General features: G+C 61.7%; 14 protein-coding genes. 12 read left to right on the plus strand and 2 right to left on the minus strand.

Annotated elements, in window-relative coordinates; genetic code table 11:
- Positions 1-251: 251 nt before the first annotated feature.
- Positions 252-1,220, plus strand: a complete 969-nt coding sequence (locus tag ABH944_RS20375) for a transposase (protein WP_404609552.1) — start codon at positions 252-254, stop codon at positions 1,218-1,220.
- Between the two features lie 85 nt (positions 1,221-1,305).
- Here ABH944_RS20375 and ABH944_RS20380 read toward each other — a convergent pair whose 3' ends face one another.
- The gene (locus ABH944_RS20380) at positions 1,306-2,811 is read right to left on the minus strand and encodes a mannose-1-phosphate guanylyltransferase/mannose-6-phosphate isomerase (protein ID WP_404609551.1); all 1,506 of its coding nucleotides are present in this window, start codon (positions 2,809-2,811) and stop codon (positions 1,306-1,308) included.
- A 514-nt stretch (positions 2,812-3,325) separates the two neighbouring features.
- On the opposite strand from ABH944_RS20380, the gene ABH944_RS20385 reads away from it, so the two are divergent.
- The 11 genes from ABH944_RS20385 to ABH944_RS20435 all read left to right on the plus strand — a co-directional run bounded on the left by ABH944_RS20385 (position 3,326) and on the right by ABH944_RS20435 (position 17,640).
- A complete protein-coding gene (locus tag ABH944_RS20385) occupies positions 3,326-4,696 on the plus strand; it encodes an undecaprenyl-phosphate glucose phosphotransferase (protein WP_404609550.1) in 1,371 nt (456 codons plus the stop codon).
- A 64-nt stretch (positions 4,697-4,760) separates the two neighbouring features.
- Positions 4,761-6,152 carry a UDP-glucose dehydrogenase family protein gene (locus tag ABH944_RS20390; protein WP_404609549.1) on the plus strand — a complete coding sequence of 464 codons (1,392 nt, stop codon included), beginning with the start codon at positions 4,761-4,763 and terminating at the stop codon, positions 6,150-6,152.
- Between the two features lie 138 nt (positions 6,153-6,290).
- Entirely contained in the window at positions 6,291-6,746 is a 456-nt protein-coding gene (locus ABH944_RS20395; protein WP_404609548.1) for a low molecular weight protein-tyrosine-phosphatase, read from the plus strand.
- On the plus strand, positions 6,740-7,915 hold the full coding sequence (locus ABH944_RS20400) for a polysaccharide biosynthesis/export family protein (protein ID WP_404609547.1): 1,176 nt from the start codon (positions 6,740-6,742) through the stop codon (positions 7,913-7,915). Before ABH944_RS20395 ends, ABH944_RS20400 begins: the two co-directional genes overlap by 7 nt.
- Positions 7,916-7,961: 46 nt before the next feature.
- Positions 7,962-10,184 carry a polysaccharide biosynthesis tyrosine autokinase gene (locus tag ABH944_RS20405; protein ID WP_404609546.1) on the plus strand — a complete coding sequence of 741 codons (2,223 nt, stop codon included), beginning with the start codon at positions 7,962-7,964 and terminating at the stop codon, positions 10,182-10,184.
- 37 nt (positions 10,185-10,221) lie between these two features.
- Positions 10,222-11,208, plus strand: coding sequence for a glycosyltransferase family 2 protein (locus ABH944_RS20410; protein ID WP_404609645.1), 987 nt, complete (start codon positions 10,222-10,224; stop codon positions 11,206-11,208).
- Positions 11,209-11,264: 56 nt separating this feature from the next.
- Positions 11,265-12,422, plus strand: coding sequence for a glycosyltransferase (locus ABH944_RS20415; RefSeq protein WP_404609545.1), 1,158 nt, complete (start codon positions 11,265-11,267; stop codon positions 12,420-12,422).
- A gap of 51 nt (positions 12,423-12,473) precedes the next feature.
- Positions 12,474-13,955 carry a glucose-6-phosphate isomerase gene (locus tag ABH944_RS20420; RefSeq protein WP_404609644.1) on the plus strand — a complete coding sequence of 494 codons (1,482 nt, stop codon included), beginning with the start codon at positions 12,474-12,476 and terminating at the stop codon, positions 13,953-13,955.
- On the plus strand, positions 13,952-15,229 hold the full coding sequence (locus ABH944_RS20425) for a glycosyltransferase family 4 protein (protein ID WP_404609544.1): 1,278 nt from the start codon (positions 13,952-13,954) through the stop codon (positions 15,227-15,229). The genes ABH944_RS20420 and ABH944_RS20425 overlap by 4 nt, the downstream gene beginning before the upstream one ends.
- Before the next feature lie 52 nt (positions 15,230-15,281).
- Positions 15,282-16,448, plus strand: a complete 1,167-nt coding sequence (locus tag ABH944_RS20430; protein ID WP_404609543.1) for a glycosyltransferase family 4 protein — start codon at positions 15,282-15,284, stop codon at positions 16,446-16,448.
- Positions 16,449-16,662: 214 nt separating this feature from the next.
- Positions 16,663-17,640, plus strand: coding sequence for a LysR family transcriptional regulator (locus ABH944_RS20435; protein ID WP_404609542.1), 978 nt, complete (start codon positions 16,663-16,665; stop codon positions 17,638-17,640).
- Here ABH944_RS20435 and ABH944_RS20440 read toward each other — a convergent pair.
- Positions 17,630-18,613: an NAD-dependent epimerase/dehydratase family protein gene (locus ABH944_RS20440; protein ID WP_404609541.1), complete on the minus strand. Its 984-nt coding sequence runs from the start codon at positions 18,611-18,613 to the stop codon at positions 17,630-17,632. The genes ABH944_RS20435 and ABH944_RS20440 overlap by 11 nt on opposite strands.
- Positions 18,614-19,209 lie beyond the last annotated feature (596 nt).

Consider the following 19,209-nt stretch of genomic DNA (forward strand, 5'->3'; position numbering starts at 1 on the left):
AAACCATTAGGGTGGTATGCTTCCTGCAATAATCTTCATACGCAAGTGCCAAGCCGGGTTGTGCGCCGCTTTGGAACCCAATTTGCACCAGCTAGCGGATTTGATGCAGATTACATGCACCATCTTGCAGTTTTTAGCAAACGTTTGCGAACACCCCGAATTTCTTGATTCATCCGTTTTGCGGGCAGAAGGCACGCTCGCTACGCTTGGTTCAACATTCGCAGCTCAGTGCGGCTGCATGGAGCAACGCAATGTTTTTTGACGAACTCAGTAATGAAGAGTGGGCACTGGTTGCCGTCCTCGTGACCGAAGGTGAAGTCCGCGAACACCGGCGCGGCCGTCCGCGTGCGCACCCGCGCACGATCGTGAATGCCGTGCTGTGGATTCTCACCACCGGCGAAACCTGGTCGAAGCTGCCCAGTCACTATCCGACCGTGCCCACCTGCCGCCGGCGTTTCAACGACTGGCAAATGAACGGCACGCTGATCGAAATGGTCACGCGGCTTGCGGCGCGCGGGCGTTCCTTCGCGATCGTGCCGTCCGCGCCAACCGAAGCACCGCCGCGGCCCGCGCAGGCCACCTACGAGTGCGATCGCCTGCGCGGCGTGTTCTGGCAGAACCCGGAGTCATGGGGCGGTCCTGACGGAAACAGCGCAAACGCGGTGGACGCGCTGTTCGCTGCTGTCCCGCGCCGCATCGCGGAAGCCCATGACGTTGCGCGCGCGAATGCGCCAACGCCGTTGTCGCCGGGCAGGGCGGCCTTGACCACGGCTTCGCGTTCGCTGCACCGCGAGCCGTCAGGCGCACGGCCCCATTCGTCCGATCCCTTGCCAATGGCGTTCGAGCCCGACTGCGCCCCCGTGCATGACGGGCACGGTTACGCCATCTACGCCATCGCGCGGCCGGTTGCCGGCAGCATGTTTCGCGGCTGGGCCGAGATCGTGAAGGACGGCCGCCGGGTGGAGCGCTCAGGCCTGATCGGTCCGCGCTACGAGAACCCGCGGGAAGCAGCGGATTACGCGCTCGAGTGGTCCCGCAGATGGATCGCGGCGCAATCCACGCGCATGACCCATCCCGTGCAAACCACCCCGGAAGCACCTCATCGTGTGGCCCCTGTTGCCAACGCGTCCAGCCAAGCCCCGAACAATCCGCAACGTGAACGCGCCGCGGTGGTGCCGGAACGTGTGGAAGTCCGGCGCTACGCGGACGTGCAAGGCTGAATACTCCGCAGGACCGATCAGGTCTCCCTGGTTTGACTCGACATGCTGTGCGGCGCATCCGAATCACGCGCCGCACGGCATTTTTCTATTGTCGGCCGTACTTGTCGTCGAAACGGACAATATCGTCTTCGCCCAGATACGTGCCCGACTGCACCTCGATCATTTCAAGCGGCATCTTGCCCGGGTTCTCGAGCCGATGTTGCACGCCGATCGGAATGTAGGTGGACTCGTTTTCCGCAAGAATGAACGTCTCGGTGCCGCGCGTGACGAGCGCCGTACCTCGGACCACGACCCAGTGTTCCGCGCGGTGATGATGCATCTGCAATGACAAGCGCGCACCCGGTTTCACCACGATCCGCTTGACCTGGAAGCGCTCGCCATTATCGATGGAATCGTAATGACCCCACGGCCGATGCACCTTCCGGTGATCCGCTGCTTCCTTGCCTTGCTCCGCCTTGATCCGCCCGACGATCGCCTTCACGTCCTGCACGCACTCCTTGTTCGCGACCAGAATGGCATCCGCGGTTTCCACGATCACCAGGTTATGCGTGCCCACGCACGCGATCAACCGGCCTTCGGAATGCGCATACGTGGATGACGACCCCTGGAACATCACGCGGCCACGCGCGACGTTTTCTTCGCCGTCCTTTGGCAGGATCTTCCAGATTGCATCCCACGAACCCACGTCCGACCAGCCCGCGTTCAGCGGCACGACAGCACCGGTGCAGACGCTCTGGTCGTTGGCAAGCTGCTCCATGACGGCATAGTCGATAGAGTCCGACGGCGAGGCGGCGAACGCTTGCTTGTCGAGGCGGAAGAACTCGCCGTCGTGCGTGCCGGCGTCGCAGGCGGCGCGGCAGGCAGCGTAGATAGCAGGCTGGAAGTGCTCGATGGCCTTGAGCCACACCGAAGCGCGCACGATGAAAATGCCCGCGTTCCACCAGTACTCGCCGGAGCTCACATACTGGCGCGCGAGTTCCAGATGCGGTTTCTCGACGAACTTCTCGAGTGGCCATGCGCCCGAGCCGAGCATCTGCTGACCCACCTTGATGTAGCCGTAGCCCGTTTCGGCGTGCGTTGGCACGATACACAGGGTCACGATAGCGCCGTCCTGTGCGCACTTCGCGCCTGCACCGATTGTCTTGTGAAATGCTTCGCTATCCGTAACAACATGATCCGCGGGCATCACCACGAGGATGGCATCCTCGCCCGCCGCCATCGCGTGCATGGCAGCCACGGTCAGCGCGGGTGCTGTATTGCGCGCAACCGGTTCAAGCACGAGATGCGCACGCCGGCCGCCGGCTCGCAACTGGTCGGCGGTTGTAAAGCGATGATCTTCGCCGCACACAATGATGGCGTCGTCGATACGCGCGGTGCCGTAGGTCAGGCCGTCGAGTCGTTGTGCGGTGGATTGCAGCAGCGACTGGTCACCGATCAAACCAATCAGTTGCTTGGGGAAGTGCTCGCGCGACATGGGCCACAGCCGTGTGCCTGCGCCGCCGGCCAGGATGACCGGCTGGATCCTGAGCCTGGTTTCAGTTGCCGCAGGTGTGAGTGGAGTGCTGATAATTGTTGTATCGAGAGCGGTCATGACGAGGGAGCTCCTTGAGCTTGATCGGGTATTACAATTTTGAACACGTAGTAAATAGCTGTTAAATCAAAAAACCAAAAAATAATCACTCGATATACTCGGCGCGGTATCTTGGTAATTAAACGTAAGGAAAATGAGCGACTGAATTTTTTTCTTACTTTTCCGGAATTTTTTCTCGAAAATTAATTGCTTAAAATTCGGTCTCCCGCCTTGATCCATAAGGCTGAGACGGATGTGTTACATCCTGAAAAAAATTCATCAGTGCGCGGTATCCGCAGCGCCCGTAGGCCTCCAGAACCACTTCGTGACAAAAATAAATCGGCGAAAAAACGCGAATTAACCTGCGCATTATTTTGCGGTTGCAGCATGAATTTAATTCCCGCCTCATACGGGTATGTACCAAGGCGATCAGTGCTCTTGTTTCTCCGCCTTTGCTTGCGCGTTTGTCCCAGGCGAATGCGTGAAGCTGAAGCGAGGCCCGAGCAGACCGTGTCTTCCACCCGAGGTGTCTTACATGTTGAGCGTGCTTTCGAGAATGATCGACATTGCAATGGTGGCGCTGGGCGCGCTGCTGGCCGCATGGCTGCACGCGGGAAATGCCGTCTGGCTCGACGACATGCAAAGCACGTTGCTCGCGTTCAATTGCGTGCTGGTGATCATGACGTTCCCGTCGTTCGGCATATACCAGTCGTGGCGCGGCAAGCCCGTGTACGACCTGCTGTGGCGCGTGACGCTGGCGTGGCTGATGGTGGAAGGCGCGGGCGTGCTGCTGACCTTCAGCGTGCATCGCGCGGATTTGTTGTCACGTATGTGGCTGCTGTACTGGGGCGCGGCGGCGGCGGCCTTGCTGATGCTCTCGAAGGCCGTTGTGCACGCCACGCTCAAGTCGATCCGTCGTGAAGGTTTCAACCAGAAGGCGGTCGCCATTGTGGGTGCGGCGCCTTACGGGCAGTTCCTGATCGAGCAGATGCGCAGCCGTCCCGAGGCAGGTTTCAGCCCGGTCTATGTGTTCGATGAAACCTTCCCGGAAGGCACGCTTGCGGGCGTACCGGTGAGCCGCGACCTGGGTGATCTCACGCTGCTCGTGCGTGCCCGTGCGATTCGCGAGTTATGGCTGGCCCTGCCGATCTCGCAGGAGCGGACCATCAACAAGCTCGTCACGGAGTTCCGCGACGACTTTGTGAATATCCGCTTCATTCCGGATGTGCGCAGCCTGTCGTTCTTCAACCACGCGGTAGTCGATCTGCTGGGTGTGCCGGCGATCAACCTGGCCGCGTCGCCGATCACGGACCTCAAGGTGTTGCCCAAGCGCGTGTTCGACCGCTTGTTCGCCGCAGGCGTGCTGCTCGCCCTCGCGCCGTTGCTGATCGTGCTCGCGGTGGCCGTGAAGATGTCCTCGCCGGGGCCGGTGTTCTTCAAGCAGAAGCGCAAGGGCATAGACGGTTACGAGTTCGAGATCTACAAGTTTCGCTCCATGAGGGTTCACAAGGAAACAGCCGGTCACGTCACGCAGGCGAAGAAGGGCGACAAGCGGGTGACGCGCGTAGGAGCGTTCCTGCGCCGCACGAGCCTGGACGAGTTGCCGCAGTTCATCAATGTGCTCAGGGGCGAGATGTCGGTGGTCGGTCCACGCCCACACGCGCTCGAACACGACGACATCTACAAGGATCTCGTGAAGGGCTACATGTACCGGTATCGCATCAAACCGGGCATCACCGGCTGGGCGCAAGTGAATGGTTTTCGCGGCGAGACCGATCGCATCGAAAAGATGATGGGGCGCGTGAAACTCGACCTGTACTACATGCAGCACTGGACCTTCGGACTCGACATGAAGATTGTCGCCATGACTTTGTGGAAGGGCTTCGCCGGTGCGAATGCTTATTAAGAATGCTGAGTAACACCCCAGCCAAGAATGCTTTGAATAATTTGCCAACCCTGGAGCGCGTGCTATGAAACTCACCATCATCGGAAGCGGCTATGTAGGCCTCGTGACGGGCGCGTGTCTGGCCGATATCGGTAACGACGTGCTGTGCCTCGATCTCGACGAACGCAAGATCGCGATCCTTAACGGCGGCGGCGTGCCGATCCACGAGCCGGGCCTGCAGGAGGTCATTGCGCGCAATCGCGCGGCAGGACGCCTCAACTTTTCCACCGATGTCCAGGCTGCGGTCGAACACGGCGAAGTGCTGTTCATTGCGGTGGGCACACCCTCCGACGAGGACGGTTCCGCCGACCTGCAATACGTGCTTGCGGCGGCGCGCGACATCGGCCGTTACATGAACAACTTCAAGGTGATCGTCGATAAATCCACGGTGCCGGTCGGCACGGCGCGCCGCGTGAAGGCGGTGATCGATCAGGAACTCGCGACCCGCGGAGTCCAGCACATGTTCTCGGTGGTCTCGAACCCCGAGTTCCTGAAGGAAGGCGCGGCTATCGACGACTTCACGCGGCCCGACCGGATCGTGCTGGGCTGCGACGACGACGTTCCCGGCGAACGCGCCCGTGAACGCATGAAGCGCCTGTATTCGCCGTTCAACCGCAATCACGAACGCACGCTTTACATGGACGTACGTTCGGCGGAATTCACCAAATACGCGGCCAACGCCATGCTCGCCACGCGGATCTCGTTCATGAACGAACTCGCGAATTTCGCGGATCGCGTGGGCGCGGACATTGAGGCGGTGCGTCGCGGTATTGGCTCCGATCCGCGCATTGGCTACGACTTCCTGTACGCAGGTTGCGGCTACGGCGGCTCGTGCTTTCCGAAGGATGTACGTTCGCTGATCCAGACGGCAGGTGAGTACGACGAGCGGATGGAAATCCTGAAGGCGGTGACCTCGGTGAACGAGGCGCAGAAACAGACTCTCGCCAACAAGATCGTGGCGCGCCTGGGCGACGATCTGCGCGGCAAGAAGTTTGCGCTATGGGGCCTCGCCTTCAAGCCGAACACCGACGATATGCGCGACGCTCCCAGCCGTGTGCTGATCGCGGCGCTGCTTGAACGCGGCGCGTCGATCAGCGCCTACGACCCGGTCGCAACCGACGAAGCACGCCGCGTGATCGCGCTCGATCTGCGTGAAACGCCTGCGCTGCTCGCTCGTCTCACATACGCGAACGACCACACCGAAGCACTCGACAACGCCGACGCGCTGATCATTGTGACGGAGTGGAAGGTGTTCAAGAGCCCGGACTTCGACGGCATGAAACGCCGCCTGAAGACCCCGCTGATCTTCGACGGCCGCAATCTCTACGAGCCGGAAACCATGAACGAGATCGGCGTGGAGTATCACGCAATAGGACGCGGTGTACGGCAAGCGGTGAAGTCACCGGTCGCGGTCTGAGCGAGTTTCAAAGTAAAGCAAGGCAAGGCCCGCGACATGGCGGGCCATTGAAAAATATCGACACACCCAGGCGCTGCGAGCGCGGCTTCGGTTGAAGGACCCGATGCCGCGAGCGCGCCGCTTTAACGGATACAACCCATGTTTCGAAGCGTCCTGATTGTCTGTCATGCGAACGTCTGCCGAAGCCCTGCCGCGGAAATGCTGTTCCGCGCATACGCCGGCAAGTTAGCGGAGCAAGACGCAAGACGCCCGATCGAATTTCGCTCCGCTGGTCTTTTTGCCAAAGAAGGCCGCAACATCGATCCAACGATGTACCGCTTGCTGGCAGAGCGTCATGTCGATCCATCGGGACACTCTGCGCGCCGGCTCGACGAGTCCATGGCGCGCGCAGCCGAGTTGATTCTCGTGCCTGAAAGAAAGCAGATTGCCGCGATTGAACAGATGGCGCCGCACACACGCGGCAAGGTGCATCTGCTTGGCAAGTGGGAAGACTCTGAAGTGGCCGATCCGTACGGCGGCCACGAAGTTGCCTATCGCGAGAGCTTCGGGCTTATTGAACGTCTGGTCCAGGGATGGCTGAATAAAATATGGTGAACCGGTCTCTAGCTTTATCTGTTTCCGTGGTCTTTTCGCTGGCGACTTTTTTGTCGGCTTGTGGCGCCTTGCCAGGTTACAACCTGAACACGTCGCGCCTGAACGATAACGACGCCACGCCGACCGCGACCTATCCCGTGCACCTGATCACGGCGGACGTGATCATGCAGCAAAACCGCCCGGGTCCGGCAGCGCAGCTGCCGCCCGCGCGTTTCGCGGACCCGGCGCAATACGTGTATCGCGTGGCGCCGCAGGACGTGCTCGGCATCACGATCTGGGATCACCCGGAACTGACCACGCAGCAGGGGCAGACCTTGTCGGCGGGTGGCAACACCACGCAAACGGTCGCCGGCGCGCTCGCGCAGCCGTACACCACCGCGTTGCCCGGGCAGGCCGATCCGTTCGGACAGACCGTCTCTCCCGACGGCACGATCTACTTCCCGTTCGTCGGCAAGATCCGCGTGGCGGGCAAGACCGCGGGCGAGATTCGCGATCAGCTCGCAGCGGGCTTGTCGCCTTACCTGAAGAAACCGCAAGTCGACGTTCGTGTGCTTGCTTACCGCAGCCAGAAAGTGTCAGTGACGGGCGAAGTGAAGACCCCCGGACCGCTCGCCATGAGCGACGTGCCGCTCACGCTGGTCGATGCAATCACGCGTTCGGGTGGTACGAACGCCGACGCCGACCTGCAGCGCGTGCGTCTCACGCGCAACGGCAAGCTCTACGAACTCGACGCGGACGGCGTGCTCGACCGGGGCGAGATATCGCAGAACGTGATGCTGCAATCGGGCGATATCGTCAACGTGCCGGATCGGACCGACAGCCGGGTGTTCGTGATGGGCGAAGTCAAGACGCCGCTGCCTGTCTCGATGCTGAAGGGCCGCCTGACGATCGCCGATGCACTGACGCAAGCCGGCGGCATCCTGGATACGGACGCGAATGCGCGGCAGATCTATGTGGTGCGCGGCACGCGCGAGAAGCCGGGGTCACCGGACATCTACAGGCTGGACCTGACGCAGCCGGATTCGCTGCTGCTGTCCACGCAATTCCAGCTTCACCCGCTCGACGTGGTGTATGTGGGCACGGCCGGCGCGGTCCAGTTCAACCGGATGGTCAACCAGGTCCTGCCGACCTTGCAGACACTCTTCTACCTGAAGGAACTGACGCGATGAACGCTTTCCAGATCGTCAAATGCTTCAAACCAACCGGGATTGAATCGTGAGCACGCCAGCACATTCCTATCAGGGCAAGACCGAAGAAGAGGACGTCGTCCTTGGGCAACTGCTGCAGGTGGTCCTCGACGACATCTGGTGGCTGATCGGCACCGCGGCGTTCATCGTGCTCGCCGCGGCCGGGTACTGCTACGTTGCGAAGCCGGTCTATTCCGCCGATGCGCACGTGCGCGTCGAGCAGTCCGACAACACGTCGCAAGCGCTCACGCAGACGCAGACAGGCGCCACGATCGGCAATTCGTCGGGCGCGCTGCCGACCGACGCCGAGATCGAGATCATCAAGAGCCGTGGCGTGGTCGCGCCGGTCGTCGCGCAGTGCAAGCTCAACTTCTCGGTGAGCCCGATGACCGTCCCGGTGCTCGGCAGCATCGCTGAGCGGCTCGCGACGTCGGGCAAGCCTGCGAAGCCGTGGCTTGGCATGACGTCGTATGCGTGGGGTGGCGAGCAGGCCACGGTCGACTCAATCGACGTGGTCCAGTCGCTGGAAGGCTTGAAGCTGACCATGACGGCGCTCGGCAACGACCGCTATTCGCTGGCGACGCCTGAAGGCGTGCCGTTGCTCGAAGGCCGTGTGGGTGAGATGGCGAAGGGCAATGGCGTCAGTATCGATGTCACAAGACTGGTGGCGCGTCCCGGTACGCGGTTCGTGGTGATCCGCGCGAATGACCTCGATGCCATCGCCGCGTTTCAGTCGGGCATTACGGTCGTGGAGCAAGGCAAGTCGACGGGTGTGATCCAGATCTCGCTCGAGAACGGTGACCCGGCGCGTGCGGCTGAAATTGCGAATGCGCTGGCCGATTCGTATCTGCACCAGCACATTGAAAGCAAGCAGGCCGACGCGGAAAAAATGCTCGCGTTCCTGAAGAGCGAACAACCGCGGCTGAAGGGTGATCTCGAGCATGCCGAAGCTGCGCTGACGGAATACCAAAGCAAGTCCGGTTCGATCAACGCAAGCGACGAAGCGAAGGTTTATCTTGAAGGCAGCATCACCTACGAAGCGCAGATCTCGTCATTGAAGCTGCAGATCGCCACGTTGAACCAGCGCTTTGAAGCCAACCATCCGGCGCTCATCACCGCGCAGCAGCAGCTTAGCCAACTTGAAGGCGAACGCGCGCGTTTCAGCGAGCGTTTCAAGAATCTTCCGGCATCCGAAGTCAAGGCGGTATCGCTGCAACGTGATGCGAAGGTGGCCGAAGACATCTATGTGCTGCTGCTCAATCGCGTGCAGGAACTGTCCGTGCAGAAGGCCGGGACGGGCGGCAACGTGCATATTGTCGACGCCGCGCTGCGCCCGGGTGCGCCGATCAAGCCGAAGAAATTCCTCATCATGTCGGCGGCCGTGATTCTCGGCCTGATCCTTGGGACCGGCCTCGTGTTCCTGCGCCGCGCCATGTTCAAGGGCATCGTGGACCCGGACAAGGTCGAACGCCTGGCGGGCTTGCCGTTGATCGGCCTCGTGCCCATGAGCACGGAACAGGTGAAGCTGGATGCGGAAGCGAAGCGCACGGAGCGTGATCGCGACCGGGTTGCGCCAATCCTCGCGACCATGCGTCCGAACGATGTCTGCGTGGAAATCATGCGTAGCCTGCGCACATCGCTGCAGTTCACGCTGATGGAAGCACGCAATCACACGGTGATGCTGACGGGCCCGGCATCGGGTGTCGGCAAGAGCTTTCTTGCGGTGAACCTTGCCGTGCTGCTGGCGGCGTCAGGCAAGAAAGTCCTGCTGATCGACGCCGACATGCGCCGCGGCAAGCTGGAACGTTCGTTTGGTCTGGAGCGCGCGAATGGCCTGGCGGAATTGCTTGCCGGCACGATCGGACTCGAGCAGGCCATCCGCACCACGCGCACGCCGTTCCTCAGTTTCATGCCTGCGGGCAAGCGCCCGGAGAATCCTTCGGAGCTGTTGATGTCGCCGCGTCTGCAGCAATATCTCGATGGCCTGGGGCGCGTGTATGACGTCGTCTTCATCGATACCCCGCCGGTGCTCGCCGTCACGGACGCGTCGATTATCGGCAAGCTTGCAGGAACGAACTTCCTCGTGATGCGCTCGGGTGCGCACAACGAAATGGAGATCTCCGATGCAATCCGGCGCTTGCGCTCGGCGGGCATTCCGCTGCACGGGGCAATCATGAACGGCATGCCGGCACGTTCGCGTGGTTATAACCGCGGACACTATGCAGCGGTCGAAGACTACCTGAATGTTTGAACGCCAAGCGGAGCGCCGCATGACCTCGACCTCGACCCTGACAATCTCCGTGATGGTGCCGACGTATCGCCGTCCCGCCGACCTGAAGCGTTGCCTGGACGCGTTGCGCGCACAGGCGCGTCCGGCGGATGAAGTGCTGGTCGTCGCGCGCCCCGAAGACGACGCGACGCATCGCGCGCTTGCAGACGAGCTGGCCGCGAACAATCCGTTTGAGTTGCGCGTGATCGAGACGGGTCTGGGCGGGCAGGTCGCCGCGCTTAATCGCGGGCTTGATGCGGCGCGCAGCGACATCATCGCGATCACCGACGACGACGCCGCGCCGCGTGTCGACTGGCTGGCGCGGATTGACGAAGCCTTCAGCAACGACCAGACGCTGGGTGCGCTCGGCGGCCGTGACTGGGTATTCGAGCGCGGCGCGCTGCTTGACGGCGAGCGTTCGGAAGTCGGCGTGATCCGTCGGACCGGCAAGATCTGCGGCAACCATCATCTGGGTGTGGGTGCACCGCGAACGGTCTCGCTGTTGAAAGGCGCGAACATGATTTACCGGCGCTCGGCGGTGGGCGGATTGCGCTTTGATACGCGTCTGCGCGGCAAGGGCGCGCAGCCTTGCAATGACCTCTCATTTAGCTTGAGCGTTCGTCGCACGGGCTGGAAGATGGTCTACGACCCGCGCGTGGCGGTCGATCATTTCCCCGCCGAACGTTTCGATGACAACGGCCGCGACGCGCAAACGCTAGGCGCGCTTGCCGACACCGCTTACAACCTGCATCTGGTTTTGCGCGAGCATCTTGGGCCGATCGCGCGGCATGTGGCGTGGTACTGGTACGCCGCCATTGGCACCCGCGCAATGCCCGGCTTTGCGCATGCGCTGCTTGCCCTTGCACGTACTCGCGACACGGCCTGCTGGACGCGTTACCGCGCCATGCGCAAAGGTGCACAGGACGCTCGCCGCGACGCACAGCAAATGCCTGCTGCCTATGCACTCGCCATGCGCGGCCGCAACGACGGCGCGAAAGCCGCATGAGCCGCGTAGCGCGGGTCCGGAACTCACAAGATCATGGCGACGTGGAGGTTTCCCGTATGCAAGCGACCAAGGTTCACGTGCATTTGTTCTACGGCACAGACCCGCGGTTTTACCGCAAGGGGGAGAACATCGGCTGCCTGTACGGTTATCACCATGCAGAGTCCCCGGAGTTGACGCTGACGTATTCGCGCGACGAGCCCGAGAATAAATTGGTGCGGCTCGCGCGGCGTGGACTGAAGGCGGCGCTTGGCTTCGACTTCATCCATACGTGGCGCAACCGCGAGGAAATTCTCGACGCCGATGTCGTCTGGACGCATACCGAGGCCGAGCATTTATCGGCGGCGTTGTTGCTGCTTTTAAAGGGCCGGGCTCGCGGCAATCCCATGTTGCTCGCGCAAAGCGTATGGCTCGTCGACAAGTGGGCGGGTTACGGTGCGCTCAGGAAATGGGTGTACAGGAAGCTGCTCGCCCGTGCCGATGTGCTGACCACGCACGCGAGCGAGAACGCGCAAATGGCGCGGGAATATTTCAAGCGCGATGTGACGCAGGTGTTCTACGGTATCAACCCGCTCGATTTTCCGCTGCAGGAGCCCACCTCCTGGCAACCGCATACGCCGGTGCGAATTGCCGCGATCGGCAACGATCGTGATCGTGACTGGGAGTCGCTCGTGCGGGCGTTCCGGCAGAACCCGGCGCATGAAGTGCGGATCGCGACGCGTCGACGGGTATCGAAAGCGCTGCATGCGAGCAACGTGAAGATCGCGCCGGCAGTCGGTCTGAAAGCGGCGCGTGAGCTGTACGACTGGGCCGACGTGATCGTGGTGCCGCTGCGCCCGAACTCGCACGTCTCGGGCATAACGGTCGTGCTCGAAGCGGTGGCGCTGGGCAAACCGGTGATTGTTTCCGATGTCGGGTCCCTGCGCGATTACTTCGGACCCGAGCATGTGTTCTATGTGCCGCCGCACGACGTGCCCGCGTTGCAGCACGCGCTCGACACGATAGTCTCCAATCCCGCACTTGCACTGCAACGCGCGCAGGCGGCGAGCCGTCACTTCGCCGCGCGTGACTACACGACACGCCAGTTCGCGCTTCAGCATGTGCGCCTCACGCAGGAGTTCATGAGGACGTGGCACATGGACCTACCGGCACGCTCGTCAGAAACCGCGCGGCATGCCGAGCTTGGCAATGTCGCGCCTCAACGCCGGGTGAACTGAGCCATGAGCACACCGGCCGCAGCGCGTACGCCGAAGTATCTGGCTGATCTGATGGAGAACGGCGGCAAGCCCTTGCGCGCGGGTTTTCTCGGCCTGTTCCGCGACGACCCGAAACACTGGGTGCCGCAAACCGGGTTCTGGATATTCACGCTGCTGCTCATCCTCGCGCATCAGGGCACGGCGCTGACATACGGGTTCCCGGCCATGGCCACGGCTGTCGGCCTATGGCTGTACTTCAAGAGTCCCGCGCGTTACATCGGCTTCGTCTGGTGGCAGTGGTTTCTCGGTCCAGAAGTGCGCAGGCTGGCGGATTTTGCCAAGGGCGGTTTCACCGCCACCAGCCTGATCCAGGTCGCGCCCGTGGTCGTGACCATGATCTGCGCGTTGACCGTGGTTCGGCACTATCGTGTGCTGGCTGAGCGGCGCGGCCTGCCGTTCCTCCTGATCTTCTTGGGCCTCGCCTATGCGTACCTGATCGGCGTGATGTCCAACGGCCCGATGGCGGCCACCTATGACCTCGCGGCGTGGCTGTATCCGGTGCTGATCGGCTTTCACATCATGGTCCATGCCCGCGACTATCCGAAGTACCGCCAGGCGATTCTCGACACGTTCATCTGGGGCATGCTGTTCATGGGCGGCTATGGTCTCGTGCAGTTCTTCCTGATGCCGGCCTGGGACGCCATGTGGATGATTGGTTCGCAGATGGCTTCGCAAGGCGACCCGGTCCGGCTCGGCGTGCGCGTGTTCAGCACCATGAATTCATCGGGTCCGTTCGCGCTCGCCATGATGGCGGCGCTCACCTTCACCATGGCCGGCACGCAAAGCGTGCGCTGGGTCGCCGGGGGTGTCGGGTTCATCTCGTTCGGCCTGTGCATGGTGCGCTCGACCTGGGGCGGCTGGGTCATCGCGATGGTGCTGCAGCTCATCAAGGCGAGCAACAAGGTGCGGGTACGGATCCTGGTTGGCGCCGTGGTGCTGGCGGGACTTTCCGTGCCGCTGCTGACCTTCGGACCGATTGCCGACAAGATGGCGACACGCCTGCAGTCCATCACCAATCTCAGCGATGACAACAGCTACGCCGCGCGCAACGAGTTCTATGCGTCGTTCGCGAAAACCGCCTTCACGGACGTCTCCGGCGAGGGATTCGGCGCGACCGGTTCATCGACGAAACTCTCGACCTCCAACGGCGACCTGGGTAAATACGGCAGCTTCGACAGTGGCGTGATGAACGTGCCGTTCGTCCTCGGCTGGCCCGGTTCGCTCATGTACCTGGCCGGGCTGGGGTTGCTGCTCACCCGTGCATTCCGTGCTTCGTTTTCACTGCGCGACGACAAATATGCGCAGGCGTCCTTGAGCGTTGCGTTCGCGATTGTCGGCATGCTCGTGTTCACCAATACCTTCACGTCGATCGGCGGAATGATCCTTTACATGGGCCTTTGCTCGGTCCTCGCGGCGCGCCACCACCAGCAACTCGGGCGCCGCCGCGCGCAGGCGCTCTTCGAACACTCCCTCCCTGAAAAGGCAATCCGATGAGAATCGCCATCGTCACTCATGTCGTGCGTCATAACGACGGACAAGGCCGCGTGAACTACGAGATCGCGCGCGCTGCATTGGCGGAAGGCCATCAGGTCACGCTGCTGGCGTCGCACGTTGCGCCGGAACTTGCTTCCGAAGCACGTTTGCAATGGGTCGCGATCAAGGTCGGGCGCTTCTGGCCGACCAAGCTTTTCAAGCAGCAGGTCTTCGCGCTGAAGACGGCGTTGTGGCTCAGGACGCACAAGAAGGAATACGACGTCCTGCATGTGAACGGATTTATATCGTGGGCCAAAGCCGACGTGAATACCGCCCACTTCGTGCATGGCGGCTGGCTGCGCAGTCCGTACTATCCGTTCAAGCTCACGGGCGGCTTGTGGTCCGCTTACCAGGTGGTGTATAGCCGCGTGAATGCGCGGCTTGAACACTGGGCGTATCAGCGCTCGAAGATCATCGCCGCGGTGTCCGAGAAAGTGGCTGTCGAGATTCGCGCGAACGGTGTGGCGGGCGAACGTATCGAGGTGGTTTATAACGGCGTGGATACCAGCGCGTTCAAAGCGGCCAGGGTGCTGGGGGGCGACAGGAAATCATTCGGACTGCGAGACGATACCTGCCTGCTGCTGTTTGTCGGCGACCTGCGCACGCCGCGCAAGAACCTGGACACGGTACTGAAGGCGTTGGTGCAACTTCCTGCCCATGTTCATCTGGCGGTGGCCGGTTATATCCCGGGCAGTCCTTATCCCGATGAAGCCAAGGCGCTGGGCATTGCGGATCGCGTGCATTTCCTGGGGCTGGTGAAGAACATGCCCACGCTGATGCATTCCGTCGATGCCTTCGTTTTCCCGTCGCGTTACGAAGCAATGAGCCTCTCGCTGCTGGAAGCGCTCGCGGCGGGTCTGCCGGTCATTACGGCAAAGACTGCCGGCGGGGCGGAGATTATCGGCACGGACTGCGGCATTGTGCTCGACGATCCCGACGACGCCACCGCGCTCGCGGGCGCGATCACGAAGCTTGATGAGGCCCCCGAACTGCGTCGCGAGATGGGTGAAGCGGCGCGCCTGCTGGCGGACCAGTTTGGCTGGGCGCGGATGGCGCGGCGGTATCTGGATCTGTATCGCGGTTTTGCGAATCAGGCTGGCGCAGCCGCGTCGGGTGAAGCGCAGGCGGAGGGCGGAGTGACCAAGGTGGCGGCGCTGACGAAGAGCGCGGCGATCGGTGCCCGCCATGCCGTGCTGCCTGGCATGGCGAATGAATCACCCTCATCGCCGGTATGAGCAATTCGACGGTTGTCGTTATCCATCAACAATTTCGATCAGGGTCGTGGACATGAGCACGCAAGCCATCAAGTCGCTGCAAATAGGAATGCACTGGTTCCCCGAGCGCGCGGGCGGTCTGGACCGGATGTATCACACGTTGGTCGGTGCGTTGCCGGGAGCGGGCGTTACCGTGCGCGGCGTGGTCGCGGGATCCGCGCGCGTGGCGGCCGACACGGAAGGGGCCATTCGCGGCTTCGGTCCGGCGGCGCAGTCCTTGCCGCGCCGCCTGATGGCCGCACGCCGCGCGTTGCGGGCGTCGTTGAGCCGTGAGCGGCCCGACGTGGTCTCGTCGCATTTCGCGCTTTACACCTTCCCGGGTCTCGATGTCACCCGCGGCATTCCGCAGGTCTCGCACTTCCAGGGGCCGTGGGCGGATGAGAGCCATGTTGAAGGCGCCGACTCCATTGGTCAGCGGACGAAGCGTTTGCTTGAACAGCGGGTCTATGCGCGTTCGTCGCGGCTGATCGTATTGTCGGAGGCGTTCGGGGAGATCCTGCAGTCGCGTTATGCCATTCCTGCGGACCGGATTCGCGTGGTGCCGGGCTGTGTCGATGTTTCGCAGTTCAATCTGCCGCTGAGCCGTTCCGATGCCCGCCGCCGGCTTCAGTTGCCGCAGGACCGGCCGGTCGTGCTTGCGGTGCGGCGGCTGGTCAGACGGATGGGGCTTGAAGATCTGATCGAAGCGATGAAGCGTGTGAAGGCCCGGCAACCGGACGTGTTGCTGTTGATCGCCGGGAAGGGGCGTCTTGCCGAGGAATTGCAGGCGCGCATTACCGAAGCCGGTCTTGATGACAACGTTCGATTGCTTGGATTTGTGCCTGACCGGCATTTGGCGGCGCTGTATCGTGCCGCGGATGTGAGTATTGTGCCGACCGTTGCGCTGGAGGGTTTTGGGTTGATCACGGTGGAGTCGCTTGCTTCGGGGACGCCGGTGCTGGTCACGCCGGTGGGCGGTTTGCCGGAGGCGGTTGCGCCTTTATCAGCAAATCTTGTCCTGCCGTCGACGGGCGTGGATGCCATTGCCGATGGCTTGATCGCTGCCCTGAATGGTTCGCTGAAATTGCCGACGGAGCAGGAGTGCCGGATCTACGCGCGCGAAAACTTCGATACGCCGGTGATCGCCAAACGCGTGGCCGCGGTTTATAGTGAAGCAATTGATGCCGGCGTCATGCATTAATTTTTTGCGTGTACCCCGGGGCGCTGTCCGGCCCTGACAGCACTCCGGGGCATCTGCTTTGACCGCCAGGTCCGGATCACCAGGAACCTCTTCCAGCGCTGTCCGCAAACGGTCCTCTCAAGCGGAACTCCTCGAAACCGTCGTAATATCCCGTTTTGGGCCCGTAAAAAAGCCGGATACCTGGCATCTGCGGGCCGGAATGGGACCGACTGGCATGGACCGTTTTCTAGCAATGAAAGTCTTTGTGCGCGTGGTCGAGAGCGGCAGTTTTTCCAAGGCCGCCGACGCGCTGCGCTTGCCTGCCGCGAGCGTTTCCCGCACCGTCCAGGCACTCGAAGCACACCTCGGCGCACGCCTCCTGAACCGTACTACCCGCAGCATCAGCATCACGGAAGACGGTGAGATCTACTACGAGCGATGCGTGCGTGTACTCGGCGAAGTGGACGACATGGAGTCCGTCCTGTCGCGCTCCAAGCTGAGCCCGAAAGGCACCGTACGCGTCAGCCTGCCCGCACTCATGGCGAAAAGCACCATCATCTCCGCGCTGCCGGAATTCTTCGAGGCCTACCCGGATATCCGCGTGGAAATGAGCCTGACCGACAAGCAGGTCGACATCATCGAGGCGGGCGTGGATTGTGTGATCCGCGTGGGCGCAGTCGGCGACATCGGTCTCGTGGCAAAGCAGATCGGCCGCTATTCCCAGGTCACGGCGGCGGCACCGTCGTATATCGCGAAATATGGCGAGCCCAGGACGCTCGAGGATCTCGAGCATCACATGTGCGTGGACTATCTGGTGAGCAAGACCGGCCGCGTCAGAAGCTGGGAGTTCGTGGTGGATGGCGAGACCAAGGCCATTCCGCTCAAGGCGATACTGGCCGTCAATGATGCGGATTCGTATGTGGAGTGTGGACTCGCCGGCCTCGGGTTGATCCAGGCGTCGAGCTATACGCTGTCTTCGTATCTGGAAAGCGGTGCGCTGAAGGAAGTCCTGCAGGCGTATCCGTCGTATCCGCGCGTGGTGTCGATCCTGTATGCCGCGAACCGGCATCAGCCACGGCGGGTGAAGGTGTTCATAGAGTGGATCGCGGAGATCTACAGGCGGCAGTCGTCATTGCAGATAGCCGCGGATGATCTGGTTTCCGGTCACGGCCATACCGCGCACGCCGATCACGCGAACCACGTCACGTCCTGACGACAGCGGCGCTCGATACGGCTTCACCCTCGACGTGTGCGGCACGTGCATGCTTGAACATCCACTCGAGCGTGTCGTAGATAGGGGTGACGGGCACGCGGCCAATCGCGCGCCGCAGCTTGACGTTCGACCCGACCAGCTTTGCAATCTCATTGCGCCGCATGAAGCGGGGGTCGACGTAGATATCGATCTTGTATCCCGCTATACGCTGCATCATGGTCAGGATTTCGCCAAGCGAATGGCCGGTGCCGGAGCACGTGTTGAATGCCTCGCCAGCGGGCGCGACTTCCAGCAGGCGTGCGTAGACTTCGACGACATCGCGGACGTCGGAGAAATCGCGGCTCACGGCCAGGTTGCCGAGCGACATGCGCGGTTCATGGCGCGCGTAATGATTGACGATCTTCGGCAACAAGAAGGCGTCGCTCTGGCCAACGCCTGTGTAGTTGAACGGGCGCGTGAAGAAGACGGGCAGGCGGTCGAGCCACAGGCGCGCCATGTTCTCCATGGCGAGCTTGCTGACGGCATAGTCGTTGCCGGGATTCAGCGGCACGTTTTCGTCGATGACTTCCACGTTCGCATTGCCATACACATTCGATGTACTTGCCATCAGCACGGCGCGCGGTTTCTTGTCGATCTGCGACAGCGCGTCGAGCAGATTGCGCGAGCCCATGATGTTCACGAGATAACTTTGCGTGGGCGGGTTGCCCGTGACGTGCGCAAGCCCGGCGAGATGGACGACCACATCCGGCTGGGCGTCGCTGACGCACGCGCGCACTGCGTCGAGATCAAGCAGGTCGAGCGGAACGCCGGTCGTGCCGGGTACGTCGGGCTCGGACGCGGGTGAGGTCGTGCCCCACACGTCGTAACCTTCGTCCAGCAGACGCGCGGCCATATGGCGTCCGGTAAAGCCCGAAAGACCCGTGATGAGAGCGCGACGGCGTTTGCCGCCGTCAGGATGTTTTATGTCGTTCATTGAGCGTGATATATGCGGCGGCCTCTTTCGGCGTTTTGGCAAAGTGTTGCGGCGTATCGGAATGGTTGTGCATGCCTGTCCGGTGACGCCAGATACTTTCCGTTCTCCGACAATGCGGCCGTCGAGCGATGAATTCCATCATGCAACTGCGTTTCGCACGGGAATGTGAATTTCCGCTCTGGCCCGGCGCCACGGGGCTTTCCAGCCATTTTCCGCATTGATTTAATGGCAAATTTTATCACGTAGCCCTTGTTCCAAGGGGGCGGAACACCCGGTGTAACAGGCGCGAGTCGTGAAGTAGCTCCAACTAATTGCCGAGCCGCCACGCGTGCGGTTCGGACCGCGGTTATTCCCGCCTCGAAATCCGGCCGCGGCGAAGAAATCCGCTGGCTGCACGCTGCGCCATGGTTTTAGCCCTGCCGTCGAACATTACGCTTTGCTTATTCTACGAAAGAACAAACCCGAAAATATTCGACGGCGAAGGGTCACATGTTAGAAAGTATTTCCCGTGAGGGCGCTCAGCCTGGCTCAAAGGCGCCGAATTTATTACTTCTCGAAACAATTTTTTGAATGAAATAAGTCAATTTGAAAGTCCA

The sequence above is a fragment of the Caballeronia udeis genome (assembly GCF_044909315.1).
Lineage (GTDB): Bacteria > Pseudomonadota > Gammaproteobacteria > Burkholderiales > Burkholderiaceae > Caballeronia > Caballeronia udeis_A.